Annotated in this window: 8 protein-coding genes and 2 tRNA genes; 2 read left to right on the forward strand and 8 right to left on the reverse strand. The window is 66.0% G+C overall.

The window, feature by feature from the left end; translation table 11 throughout:
• Window positions 1-71: 71 nt before the first annotated feature.
• Complete coding sequence (locus VXJ37_RS10995; protein ID WP_331323080.1) at window positions 72-1,499, forward strand: cryptochrome/photolyase family protein; 1,428 nt, start codon at window positions 72-74, stop codon at window positions 1,497-1,499.
• Between the two features lie 25 nt (window positions 1,500-1,524).
• On the opposite strand, the gene VXJ37_RS11000 is transcribed toward VXJ37_RS10995, so the two are convergent.
• The 5 genes from VXJ37_RS11000 to VXJ37_RS11020 form a co-directional block, all read right to left on the reverse strand.
• On the reverse strand, window positions 1,525-2,457 hold the full coding sequence (locus VXJ37_RS11000) for a cytochrome b/b6 domain-containing protein (protein WP_331323081.1): 933 nt from the start codon (window positions 2,455-2,457) through the stop codon (window positions 1,525-1,527).
• Between the two features lie 138 nt (window positions 2,458-2,595).
• Window positions 2,596-2,669: transfer RNA gene (locus tag VXJ37_RS11005), tRNA-Met, on the reverse strand.
• Window positions 2,670-2,825: 156 nt separating this feature from the next.
• Window positions 2,826-2,899 (reverse strand) — tRNA-Met (locus VXJ37_RS11010).
• 120 nt (window positions 2,900-3,019) lie between these two features.
• Window positions 3,020-6,019 (reverse strand): UPF0182 family membrane protein, encoded by a 3,000-nt coding sequence (locus VXJ37_RS11015; protein WP_331323082.1) that lies wholly within the window; start codon window positions 6,017-6,019, stop codon window positions 3,020-3,022.
• Between the two features lie 139 nt (window positions 6,020-6,158).
• Entirely contained in the window at window positions 6,159-7,373 is a 1,215-nt protein-coding gene (locus tag VXJ37_RS11020) for a YlbL family protein (RefSeq protein ID WP_440589796.1), read from the reverse strand.
• Window positions 7,374-7,509: 136 nt separating this feature from the next.
• Here VXJ37_RS11020 and VXJ37_RS11025 point away from each other — a divergent pair, with 136 nt between their 5' ends.
• Window positions 7,510-8,946, forward strand: coding sequence for a zinc-dependent metalloprotease (locus tag VXJ37_RS11025; protein ID WP_331323083.1), 1,437 nt, complete (start codon window positions 7,510-7,512; stop codon window positions 8,944-8,946).
• Window positions 8,947-9,021: 75 nt separating this feature from the next.
• On the opposite strand, the gene VXJ37_RS11030 is transcribed toward VXJ37_RS11025, so the two are convergent.
• From VXJ37_RS11030 to nudC, 3 genes are read right to left on the reverse strand one after another with little or no spacing between them, the layout of a single operon-like run.
• Entirely contained in the window at window positions 9,022-9,669 is a 648-nt protein-coding gene (locus VXJ37_RS11030) for a M48 family metallopeptidase (RefSeq protein ID WP_331323084.1), read from the reverse strand.
• Window positions 9,666-11,801 carry an ATP-dependent DNA helicase UvrD2 gene (locus VXJ37_RS11035; RefSeq protein WP_331323085.1) on the reverse strand — a complete coding sequence of 712 codons (2,136 nt, stop codon included), beginning with the start codon at window positions 11,799-11,801 and terminating at the stop codon, window positions 9,666-9,668. Before VXJ37_RS11035 ends, VXJ37_RS11030 begins: the two co-directional genes overlap by 4 nt.
• Window positions 11,802-11,856: 55 nt before the next feature.
• Window positions 11,857-12,879 (reverse strand): NAD(+) diphosphatase, encoded by a 1,023-nt coding sequence (gene nudC, locus VXJ37_RS11040; RefSeq protein ID WP_331323086.1) that lies wholly within the window; start codon window positions 12,877-12,879, stop codon window positions 11,857-11,859.
• Window positions 12,880-12,931 lie beyond the last annotated feature (52 nt).

The raw sequence follows: 12,931 nt of genomic DNA on the forward strand, positions 1-12,931 counted from the left end.
CAGTGAAACACAGCTATGGCCGGGAGCGCAGTCCCGGCCATTGTTGTGTCCGCTGTGTGTAGCGTGGTGCCATGGCTTCTTCCGATGGAACGTCCTTGGTCTGGCTCCGTGATGATTTGCGGCTGGACGATAATCCGGCGCTGTCCGAGGCGGCCGGCCTTGGCCGGCCGCTTACGGTGGTTTACATCCTGGATGAAGAGTCCGACGGCGTCCGGCCCCTCGGTGGCGCGGCCCGCTGGTGGCTGCACCACTCCCTCGCGGCATTGTCCGCCGAACTTGAGGGCAAGGGATCACGCCTGGTGCTTCGCCGCGGCCCGGCAGACGACATCATCCGGAAGCTCGCCCGCCAGACGAACGCCAGCCACCTCTTCTGGAACAGACGCTACGCGCTGCCTGAGCGCAGCATAGATGCCGGCCTAAAGGATTGGGCCGGGGACAACGGCATCCAGGCCTCCAGCTTCCAGGCAAACCTTCTGTTCGAACCCTGGACCATCCGTACCGGGTCCGGCGGCCCCTACAAGGTCTACTCCCCTTTCTGGCGGGCCTGCCTGGCGTCCCGGGAGATCCGCGATCCTTTGGAAGCGCCAGACGATTTGCCGGGCCCCGCCGCGGCCGGCGGCGGCCTGCCCGTCAGCGACACCCTGAGCAGCTGGAACCTCCTGCCCTCCTCACCAGATTGGAGCGGCGGCCTCGCCGAAGCCTGGGAACCCGGCGAAAAAGGTGCCAAGGAGCGCCTTGAGGACTTCCTGGACGGGGCCATCGAGGACTACGGCACGGGCCGGAACCTGCCGGGCACCGAAGGTACCAGCCGGCTTTCACCGCACCTGCGCTTCGGTGAGGTCAGCCCGTTTCGCGTGTGGCGGGAGATCCGCCGCCGCCACCCCCGCAAAATCCCCGCCGACGTGGGCACGTACCAGGCTGAGCTGGGCTGGCGTGAGTTCAACTGGCACCTGCTCTACCACAACCCGGATCTGGCGACCCGCAACTTCCGCCCGGCCTTCGACAACTTCCAGTGGGAGTCCCCCAACCGGGAGGAGCTCGCCGCGTGGCAGCAGGGAAGGACGGGCTACCCGCTGGTGGACGCGGGAATGCGGCAGCTCTGGCAGACAGGGTGGATGCACAACCGCGTCCGGATGGCCGCGGCATCCTTCCTGGTCAAGAATCTGCTGACCGACTGGCGGAAAGGGGAGGAATGGTTTTGGGACACACTGGTGGACGCCGATGCCGCCAACAATCCGGCCAACTGGCAGTGGGTGGCTGGATCCGGAGCGGACGCCTCACCCTATTACCGGATCTTCAATCCGGTGACCCAAAGCAAGAAGTTCGACGCCGGCGGAACCTACCTGCGAAGGTTCATCCCGGAAATCGCCGACTTGGACAACAAAGCCATCCACGAGCCGTGGACCACCGGCCCCGAGGGCTACCCGGAGCCCGTGGTGGACCTGCCGGCGTCGCGGGAACGCGCCCTGGACGCTTACCAAAAGCTCAAGGAGGCCTAAGCGGGTTTCCCGCACGTGTGCTGGATCAGCGGCTGACTTTGCCCATCAGCGAGGCGATGGGGCGCAGGAAGATCGGCCGCGCCAGGAACCAGGCGGCGACCATCACCACCACTGAAGCCAGGAACACCCAGAACCCAAACCAGCCGTCGTCGTCACGGACTCCGTACATGTGGTTCAGGTTCCGCAGCGCCCCGGTGGTCAGCACGAGGAAGACGTGGACCACGATGAAAGCCACGAAGTAGATCATCACCGGGAAGTGGACGGCGCGGGCCCATTCGATGGGGTACGCCTTGTTGAGGCCGGCAGCCTTCTTGGGCCAGGCCGAGGACATCCGCAGGCCGGTGATGAACGCCAGCGGCGCCGCGATGAAAACGGTGAAGAAGTACGCCAGGAGCTGCAAAGCGTTGTAGTTGATCCAGCCGTCTTCAGTGGGCCAGTTCAACGACGCGTATTGCAGGGCGGCCGAGAGGGCATTCGGGAAGACATCCCAGCTGGTGGGCACAATGCGCATCCATTGGCCGGTAGCGAACAGCAGGACGGCGAAGACGATGCCGTTCAGGATCCAAAGGGCGTCCAGCGTCAGGTGGAACCAGAGCTCGAGGGTGATCTTGGTGGGCGCGTTCCTGGTCCTTATCAGGCCTTTGTTGTTCCTGGTCCAGTGGCCGCTGGGGCGTGTGGTGGTCCTGACCTGCCACCCGGTACGGATGATCAGGAGCAGGAAGAAAGCATTGAGGAAATGCTGCCATGCCAGCCACGCGGGGAATCCCACCGGTGGGTTCTCCGGCAGTTCCGACCGGCCCGGAAAGTCGGAAACAAACGACGCGACCGCTGGGAGACCCATAAGCAGCTTGGCGATCAGTACCACCAGGACCACGGCCACGAGGACGGCAGGCACCACCCAGTAGAGCCGGGACCGCTTACCCGTCGCGGCGCCGGGCTTCTTCGTGGGTGTGGCCATGGAACAACGTACCTCTCAGGAATGACGGGGGCTGCCCACAGATTGCGGGACCCTTCGAAAGAGAATACTAGGAACTGGGCCCATCCACGGAAAGGAAAGGCCCCAACCGGCGTAACTGCCGGTTGGGGCCTTCATAAGTTGCGGGGACAGGATTTGAACCTGTGACCTCTGGGTTATGAGCCCAGCGAGCTACCGAACTGCTCCACCCCGCGTCGCTCGAACAACATTACCCTACTTTTACCGGCGCCCCGACCACTCCCGCCGCAACGGCCGCCGGAGTCCGACGATGGTGCTGGCCGCCGGCACGGCGCACGGCCGGAAAAACAAAAGGCCCGGACATTGTTTCCAATGTCCGGGCCTTTCTTCAGTTGCGGGGACAGGATTTGAACCTGTGACCTCTGGGTTATGAGCCCAGCGAGCTACCGAACTGCTCCACCCCGCGTCGCAAGAACTACTTTACCGGGAGGTGAACCTGAGGCCAAATCGGGGCGGCGTGACGTCCGTTACCCCGGCCCGGCACCCGCTCCCCGAAGGGTTCGGATGCCGGGCCGCCGCCGTCGTACTACTGCCCTGCCGACGGTGACGGGCTTGGCGACGGCGAGGCCGACGCAGCGGGCGCCGGGGATGCCTCGGGAGCAGTTGCCGGCAGCTTGGCCTCAGCATCCATCGCCTTCTTCAGGGCTGCAGCAACTTTCTTCTGCGCGTCGCCATAGCCAGCAAAGTCACCGGCCGCCAGCGCCGTCTGCCCTGACTGGATGGCCGCGTTTGCCTCGTCCAGGGCCGCCTTCAGCTGTGCCTTGGCATCCGCTTCGGCAGGTGTGGCAGGGGCGGGAGGGCCGGCCGGAGTCTGTCCGTTGTTGGCGGAATCGCCCGCGGCCGCGCCGGAGTCACCGCCAAACAATTGCTTGAGTGCGGCATCGAGGGTGGGCGCGAAGCCCACCTTGTCGCCGAAGGCCACCAGCACGCGCTGCAGCGTGGGATATGACGTCTCACCCGTCGACTTGAGGTAGACCGGCTGGACGTAGAGGATTCCGCCGCCGACGGGCAGAGTCAGCAGGTTGCCGTTCAGTACGTCTGAAGCGCCCTGCCGCAGCAGGTTGAGCGCCTGCGACACGGTGGGGTCCGAGTTGAACTTGTTCTGCGCCTGCCCGGGCCCGGGCACCTGGGTCTCCGGGGGGATCTGCAGCAGCCGCAGCTTGCCGTAGCCGTCGGCCTTGACCCCGGCCTGGTTGCCGGCATCAGAATCCGCGGCGAGGAAACCGTAGAGGACGTTGCGTGCGTTTCCGTTCACAATCTGCGGGATGAAGGAGGACGTCAGCTGGAAGGCCGGCTTCTCCTGGTCCGGCATCTGCAGCGACATGTAGAACGGCGGCTGCTTGACGTCCGTGTCCACCGTGGGATCAGCAGGGGTGCTCCACGCATCGTTGTTTTTGTAGAAGCTGATGGGATCGGTCACGTGGTACTGCCCCAGCAGCTCGCGCTGGACCTTGAACAGGTCCTCCGGGTACCGGACGTGGCTCATCAGGGCACCGGACATCTCCGAATACGGCTTCAAGGTTGACGGGAAGACCTTCTGCCAGGCCTTCAGCACCGGGTCCGTGTCATCCCAGGCGTAAAGGGTGACCGAGCCGTCATACGCATCCACGGTGGCCTTGACCGAGTTCCGGATGTAGTTCACGGTGCTGTTGGGCAGGGCCACGGCGCGGCCGGAACTGGTCTGCGAATCGGCGGTGGCGTCAGACAGCGACTTCTGCTGCGAGTACGGGTAGTACTGGCTGGTGGTGTAGCCGTCCACGATCCATTTGACCCGGCCATCCACCATCGCCGGGTACGCGCCGCCGTCAACGGTGAGGTAGGGAGCCACCTTCTGGACACGCTCGCGGGGACTGCGGTCATACAGGATCTGGGAATCCTGGTTCACGCCGTCCGAAAGCAGCAGGTCGGAGGACTGGAACTTGATGGCGTAGAGGATCTTGTTGAAGAAGGAGCCGACGTTCGGGCCGCCGTTCCCCTTGAACGTGTACTGCGTCTCGCCCTCTCCCTCCTTGCCGGAGGGCCGGTCCTGCTCACGCGGGGTGGCGCCATCGGGTGCGCCGACGATCGAGTATTCGGGCGAGGATTCACCAAAGTAGATCCGCGGCTCGTAGGTGGTGTCGTTCCCCAGGACGCCGGTGGACGGGATGCCTGACTGCAGGAAATCCGGCTTGCCATCCACCGTGAACTTGTTGCCCTTGGCCGCAACGACGCCGTAGCCGTGCGTGTAGACCACGTGCTGGTTCAACCAGCCCTGCTGGTTGGTTGCCACGTTGGTGGGGTTGAGCTCGCGCACGGCGATAACGGTGTCCTGGACCTTGCCGTCCACCTCGTAGCGGTCAACATTGAGGGCCTTGGGGAACTGGTAGTACGGGCGGTACTGTTCCAGCTGCGCGAAGGCGTCGGAGATCAGGTTGGGATCCAGGAGCCGAATGTTGGCCGTGGTCTGGGCGTCCGGCGCCAGCGCGCCGGTGTTCGCCGTGTTGGTTGCGTCGTAGCGGGTTTCCTGGACGCCGTCCAGGCCGTAGGCCTTGCGGGTGTTGTCGATGTTGCGCTGGATATAGTCCCGTTCCAGGGTCTGCTCGGAGGGACGGACCTGGAACTGCTGAATAACCCATGGATAGACACCGCCGGCCAGGATGGAGGTGATGATCAGCATTGCGGTGCCGATCACCGGCAAGCGCCACCGGCCGATCACGGCGGCCACGATGAACAGGATGGCCACCAGTACGGCCGCCACCGCGAGGATCGCCTTGGTGGGAATCACGGCGTTGACGTCCGTGTACAGCGCGCCGGCCCACCGGCCGCCGTTGCTCTGAACCGACGAGTAGCGGTCCAGCCAGAAGTTGATGCCCAGCAGCACCAGGAAGGCCGCGCCCGTGACCGCGATGTGGATCTGCGCGGCGCGGCTGGTGAAGACACCGCGCTCCATGAGCCGGATGCTGCCATAAAGGTAATGCGTGAGGATGCCTGCGATGCCCGCGATCACCACCACGCTGATGAGGAAGCCGGTCACGAAGCCCAGGAACGGCAGCGTCATCAGGTAGAAACTGATGTCCATGTTGAACTGCGGATCGGTCTGGCCAAAGCCAACCTGATTGAAGAACAGCAGGACCTTCTGCCACTGGCTGGCGGCAGCGCTGCCCGCAAACAACCCAAACAGGACGGGCAGGCCCACCATCACAATCCGGCGGACCGGCTCCAGCTGTGCCTGGTACCGGTTGAGGTTGTCCCGGACCTCGGAGTCCGGAGCGTAGACCGGCCTGGCGTTGTAGGCGATACGGATGGAGAAGAAGACCGCCGCGAACATGATGGCGAAGCCGGCGGCGAATGTTGCGATCTTGGCGAGGTTCTCGGTGACGAAGACCTGGATAAAGCCCAGCTGCTGGTACCAGAGGACGTCGGTCCACACGTTTGCGAAGAAGATGAAGCCCACCACCACCAGGGCGACAACGATCAGGGTGGGCGTCAGGGCACCGCGCCGCGATGGGGGCCTGCCTGTGGACGTGGTGCTGGCGGGACGGGACAAACTGGGTACCTCATAGCTGGTCGTCGAAATTCGAAGCGTGCGAGCGACGTACGGTACCGGTCCAACGGCTGGTTTCGTCCGTCATCTGTGCCACGAGTGGCGGTAGAGCTTAGTTCCTGTGAGTCTAGTTGCGCCCAGTCTATTTGTTCGTGCAGGCCGGGAGTGCCGATGTGTCCTGCCCGCTTCCGGCCACCTCAACGGCGTGGCGGGCCTCCGAAAGGGTCCCCACCCTGACCACCTGTAGGCCGCCGGGAATGTGGCCAACTACCTCATCGCAGTTGCCGGCCGGTGCCAGGAAAAGGGTCGCGCCGGACGAGCGGGCCCCCTGCATCTTTTGGTCGATGCCGCCGATCGGACCCACGGAACCGTCCGGTGAGATGGTGCCTGTACCGGCAATGTGCTTTCCGCCAGTGAGGTCCCCCGGTGTCACCGTATCGATGATGCCAAGCGAGAACATCAGCCCCGCGCTGGGGCCGCCCACCTTGTCCAGCGAGATCTGTACCTGGAACGGGAAAGTGAACAGGTACTTGAGCATGACGCCCAGGATGAAACGTCCCTGGCCGTTATCCTTCGGAGTAACCTCCACGGTGACGGGCTGTCCTGCCCGCTCCACCGTGACTGAGACCGGAGCGCCCTTGCCGGCGGCGAGTTCATCCTGCACCACAGACAGCGCTGTGATGTCCTTGCCGTTGATGGTCTTGAGAATGTCCCCTTGCTGGATTTTCCCTTCGGAGGCCGACCCCTTCGACAGGCCTGCGGCCTGGAGCTGCTGGCCGAAGGGGATCTTCAGTTCGTTCAACGCGGACGCCACGGCGTTCTCCTGGGACGTGGCCATTGCAGCGGCGCTCTGTTCCTGGGCTTCTTCCTTGGTGGTCCCCGTGGGGTAGATCAGTTCCGCCGGGTACACGGCCTTGGAGCTGTCCAGCCAGGCAGAGAAAGCGTTGAGGATACTGACGGAACCGGTGGGACCACCATCGACGTACACGGTGGTGAGGTCCAGGCTCCCCGCCGCGGGATAGGTCTCGTGGCCGCTGACATTGATGACCGGGTGTCCCTGGCTCTGCCCCAGCGTGTTGTAGGTGGGCCCGGGTGACTCGATGACGTAGGGCACCGGAACTGTGGCTACGGCAATTCCCAGCCCCAGTGCCGCCAGCCCGGCCACCATCATGGTGGAGAGGCGCTTCCGGGGGCGGCCGGCGTCGTCCGCGTCCGCGCTGCCGTCCGCGGCCGGCGCGGCGCTGCTTGCACCCGGCCTTTCGGGCGGGCCGCCGGCGTCCAGGGGCGCGGGGCTGGAGAACGGGGAAACGTCGGGAACGTGGTCCTCTGAGGAATGGCCGCCACGGGTTGTAGTCACCCCACCAACAGTACGCGGTAGGGGCGCGGCGGGCCGCTTTGCCTAGAGCGAACGACGGCGGCGGACGGCAGACAGCCGACCCCCACCGGGGTACCGTGAAGGTTGATCAACAGTCACACCATCGATCGGCGGGACCATGACTTCCAACCCACTTAATCCGTCCAACGGCGACGACAATCCCAAGGATCCGTTGACCGAAATGCTGCAGAACCTGATGGGCGGCAAGGGGATGGAGAACTTCGACCCCAGCGAACTCGCCAAGGCCGCGGGCCTGCCGGACGACCCCAACCTGTTGGCCCAGATGTTCTCGCAGGTGCAGGCGATGATGAGCGCACCGTCCGAGGGCCCCGTCAACTGGACCCTCGCCCACGACAATGCCCGGCGGGTGGCCGCCGGCAGTTCGGACCCATCGGTCACGGCCCAGCAGTCCCGCGATGTTGATGAGGCGCTCCGCCTCGCCGAACTGTGGCTGGACCCGGTCACCGACCTGCCCGCCACCGGCCTGATCGGCAAGGCCTGGTCCCGCGCAGAGTGGGTGGAGGCCACCCTCGGCACCTGGAAGCGCCTGACCGAACCCGTGGCCAACAGCATCGCCAACGCCCTCTCCGCCGCCATGACGGAGCAGATGCCAGAGGAAATGAAGTCCATGATGGGCGGCGCCTCCTCCATGCTGCAGAACATGGGGGGCGCTATCTTCGGCATGCAGCTGGGGCAGGCCATTGGGGCGCTGTCCAAAGACGTGGTGAGCTCCACCGATATCGGTGTCCCGCTCGTTGACCTCGAGATGGCAATGCTGCCCGCGAACGTTGCCGCCTTCGGCGAGGGCCTGTCCCTGCCCGAGAACGACATCCGGCTGTTCCTTGCCGTGCGCGAGGCCGCCCACTCCCGGCTCTTCGTCCAGGTCCCCTGGCTGCGCGGACACCTGCTGGGAGCCATTGAGGCCTACGCCCGCGGCATCCACATCGACACTTCACGCATCGAGGAACTGGCCCGGGACCTGGATCCCAGCAACCCCGAAGGCATCCAGGAGGCCCTGTCACAGGGCGTCTTCATGCCGCAGCGCACCCCCGCCCAGGAGCAGGCGCTGGACAAGCTCGAGACCGCCCTGGCCCTGGTTGAGGGCTGGGTGGACGAGCTCACCGCGGCTGCGACGGAAAAGGTTCTGCCCTCTGCCGGGGCGCTGCGCGAAACAGTGCGGCGACGCCGGGCCACCGGAGGACCGGCAGAGCATGCCTTCGCGTCCCTGGTGGGTCTGGAGCTGCGGCCGCGCCGGCTCCGCGACGCAGCCACCCTGTGGGCCACCCTGAAGGAGGAACGCGGCATCGAAGGCCGCGACGCCATCTGGCATCACCCCGACCTGCTGCCCACTGCCGAGGACCTGGACGATCCGAAGGGGTTCAGCTCACGCCGGAAGCTTGCGGAGGCGAGCGACACGGAGGTGGATGACGCACTCCAGAAGCTGCTCAGCGGCGGCTTCGACACTTCGCCCCAGGAGGACGGCGGTGACGCCGGCGGTGAGGGCGAAACCGGCGGCACGCACGACGACGGCGGAACGAACCAGCCCAAGGGCTGACACTTTTACGGCGGGCCAGGTCTTCCTGGCCCGCCGAGGTGCTTAAAACGGACGTCCATCCCGGGTGGACCGGAGCTAGTCGGCGTCTCCCGACCAGTCCCCGGGCAGCTCCCCCATATCCGCCGGGCTGCCCGGCGCATCTCCGTTGCGGAGTCCCCGGGACATGGCGAACGAGACCCCCTCAAGGAACGCTTTGGCCCGCTGGGTTTCCGGATAAGCTTCCAGCAGCTTCCAGAACGCCGCGTTGTGGGACGCCACCAGGAGGTGGGCCAGTTCGTGCAGAAGGACGTAGTCGATGACCCACTGCGGCATGGGCCGCAGCTTGTCCGAGAGGCGGATGGTCCCTTCGGCCGGGGTAGCGGAACCCCATCGGGAGTTCTGGTTGCTGACCCACCGGACAGACGCAGGAATTGACCGGCCACCAAGGTATTTCGCGGACAACTGCGCGGCGTGGGCCGCCAGGGCCTCATCGGTTGCAGGACGGCGCCGGCCGGCTGCGGCCTTCCGCTCCCCTTGCCTGTGCAGCTTGGCCAGCATGCGGTGGACCCATTCCCGCTCCTGGGCAGCAGTGAACCGTGCCGGAATGGCAACGACAGCCGTCCCGTCTTCCCAGAACGCCGCAACGGTCCGGGTGCGCCGGGCCGAACGCCGCACTTCCACGGGAGAACCGTCCGGCGTGGTCAGGCCCCCGGCAGCGGTCCGGGAGCCGGCACCTGCCCTCACAGTACGGAACTTTCCGTGAGGACCCGGAGGACGTCCTCGCCGTACCTCTCAAGTTTGGACGGACCGACGCCGGCCAGGGCTGCAAGCTCCTCCAGCGACGCCGGCCGGGCCTCGGCAATGGCGGTAAGGGTGGCGTCGGTGAAGACCACGAACGCGGGCACGTCGGCGGTCTGGGCCACCTCGCGGCGCCAGTTCCGGAGCGCATCGAAGGTTTGTTCCTCGTAAGTGGGCGGGCACGCATTGCAGCGGCCCACCTTGCGTTCGGCGCCGGTGGCCAGCATGCTGCCGCAGACCCGGCACACCGCAGGCGCGGCTGCCTTGCGGCGCGGAGGTGTTGCCTTCCCGCGGGTGCTTGAACTGGCGACCGAGTCAGGCCTCAGCCCGTCAAGGAACCGGGACGGCTTGCGGTTGGCGCGGCCTCCCGGAGTCCGCGCGGTACTCCACGAGAGCGATAGGTGTTCGCGGGCCCGGGTGATGCCGACGTAGAGCAGGCGGCGTTCCTCATCCACCGATTCAGGCGAATCGGCGAATGAGATGGGCATCAGGCCTTCACTGAGGCCCACAAGGAAGACAGCGTCCCATTCCAGGCCCTTGGCGGCGTGGAGGGACGCGAGCGTCACGCCCTGCACTGTGGGGGCATGCTGGGCGAGGGAACGCTCCTGGAGTTCATTCACGAAATCCCCGAGGCCGAACTGCGGGCCCCGGTTCTGCACGAGCTCGTCGGCGAGGGCCACCAGCGCCGCGAGGGACTCCCAGCGTTCGCGCAGGGCACCGCCACTGTGCGGAGCGGAATCGGTGTAGCCGAGGGAGGAGACAATGTCCCGGACCAGCTGCCCGAGCGGTTCCGGGGTATCAGCCTCCGAGACGGCCCTGGTGGCTGCGCGCAGCTGGAGGATGGCGTCCCGGACCTCCTTGCGGGCAAAGAAGCGTTCGCCGCCGCGCAGCTGGTAGCCGATGCCCGCCGCCGCCAATGCCTGCTCGTAGGCCTCGGACTGGCCGTTGGTGCGGAAAAGGATTGCTATCTGGCTGGCGGGGGTGCCGGCGTCGAGCAGTGCCTTGATCTTCTGTGCCACTGTGGCGGCTTCGGCTTCGTCATCAGTGCACTCGGTGAACTGGGGCACCGGCCCGGCGGGGCGCTGCGCAACGAGCTGCAGGGGCGCCGCCCAGGCTGCGTCCGCCAAGGGTCCGCCGCTGCGGCGGGCGGCCAGCAGGTCATTGGCGAGCTTCACCACCTGCGGGGTGGAACGGTAATCCCTGATGAGCTTGACGACATTCGCCTGGGGGTAGCGGGCCTTGAAGTCCAGGAGGTGCCTGGGTGACGCACCAGTGAAGGAGTAGATGGTCTGGCTGGCGTCACCCACCACGCAGAGTTCGTCGCGTCCGCCCAGCCAAAGCTCCAGGAGCCGTTGCTGCAGGGGGGACACGTCCTGGTATTCGTCCACTACGAAATGCCTGTACTGCTCACGGACGGTGGCAGCCACCTTCTCGTCCTCCTGCAGGATCCCCACAGTGATCAGCAGGACGTCCTCGAAGTCGATCACGTTGCGGTCCGTCTTGACGTCCTCGTAGGACTGGAAGACGCGGGCAACGGCAGTGAGGTCAAAACCGCCGGGCGCTCCCCTCCCCTGGGCGTTCTCGAGGTAGTTGGCGGGGGTCAGCATGGACACCTTGGCCCACTCAATCTCCGAGGCAAGGTCGCGGATGGACGCCCGGTCGGTGCTGAGCCGGAGCCGCCGGGCGGCCTCTGCCAGCAGCTGGGCTTTGTGGTCCAGCAGGTTTGGCAACGTTCCGCCCACGGCCTGCGGCCAAAAGAACTGCAGCTGGCGAAGGGCGGCGGCATGGAAAGTCCGGGCCTGCACGTTGCCGGCCCCGAGGTCCCGCAGCCGGCTGCGCATTTCAGCCGCAGCGCGGGCAGTGAATGTCACTGCCAGCAGCCGTTGCGGGGTGTAGACCCCCGAGTGGACGCCGTAGGCGATGCGGTGGGTAATGGCGCGGGTCTTCCCGGTTCCGGCGCCGGCCAGCACGCACAGGGGCCCGTTCAGTGTGCTGGCCACCTCGCGCTGCTCCGCGTCCAGCCCCCCAAGGATCCGGTCCTCAAGGGAGCCTGCTCCGTCAAAATTCTCTGTAGTCACTTCTGCTGCTTTGTTTCCCGACTACCGCGTGCTGGAGTCTTGTGGATGGAATAACCTAGGCGCCGGCCAGGTCCTGGATGCGGCCGCCATACCAGTGCTCAATCAGTGAACGGGCAATGGACAGCCTGCTGGAGATGGTGATCTCCCCGCTGAGCACCGCTTCCTGGAGTTCCGCACGGCTGAACCAGCGGGCCCTGGTGACCTCGACGCCGTCGGGCGTTGCCTGGGTGTCTTCGGTGACCGCGGTGAATCCAAGCATAAGGGAGGCAGGGAACGGCCATGACTGGGAACCCAGGTACTGGCAGGCTGTGACGCGGACTCCCACCTCCTCCTGGATCTCGCGTACGACCGCTTCTTCGAGCGACTCGCCCGGTTCGACGAATCCGGCCAGGGTGGAGTAGTTTTTCGCGTCCAGGGGACCCCCGCCGCCGAGGAGGAGCCGGTCATCCGGGCCGACCACCGTAACAATAATGGCCGGGTCCGTGCGCGGGAAGTGTTCGGAATTGTCCGAAGGGCACCGCCGCACCCAGCCGCCGGATTCCACCCGTGTGGGCGTACCGCAGCGCGGGCAGTGCGTGTGGGCTGCGTGCCAGTTGGCGATGGCGCTGGACTCCACGAACAAGGCAGTGGAGGTGGAAGTCAGGCCTGCTGCGGCCTCCCGGAACCCGGCCCAGACCGCGTCGGCGGGAATCCCGGCGGTACCTGGCTCCGGGGCTTCCGGCAGGACGAAAAGCAGCAGCTCGGTTCCGGCCGGAAGGTCCGCTGCCGGCAAGGCCGATCCCAGGTACACGACGAGTTCAGGCGCGCATCCTGCTTCCTCCAGACGGGCCAGGAGGTCCTTGGCCCCGGTGAGGACCATGGAGCTTCCCTGCACCAGCCCCTGCCGTCCTGACAGGACCGCGGCCACGGCATCCGGATCTGCCAGGAGTTCATCGATCATGCCGGGCCTGCCGCGCACTGCAGATCCGCGGTCCACCAGGGCGGGCCTTACCGGGAGGAGGGTGTCCACCAGATGGTTGGCCGGCAGCCGTGCCGGTACAGCCTGGTTGACGGATGCTACGGACTCGGCATAACTCATGGTTCCACCGTACTGACTGCCGCCGACATTTCACATTTTCCCGGTCCTGTCC

It is taken from the genome of Pseudarthrobacter phenanthrenivorans (assembly GCF_036455295.1).
Classification (GTDB): domain Bacteria; phylum Actinomycetota; class Actinomycetes; order Actinomycetales; family Micrococcaceae; genus Arthrobacter; species Arthrobacter phenanthrenivorans_C.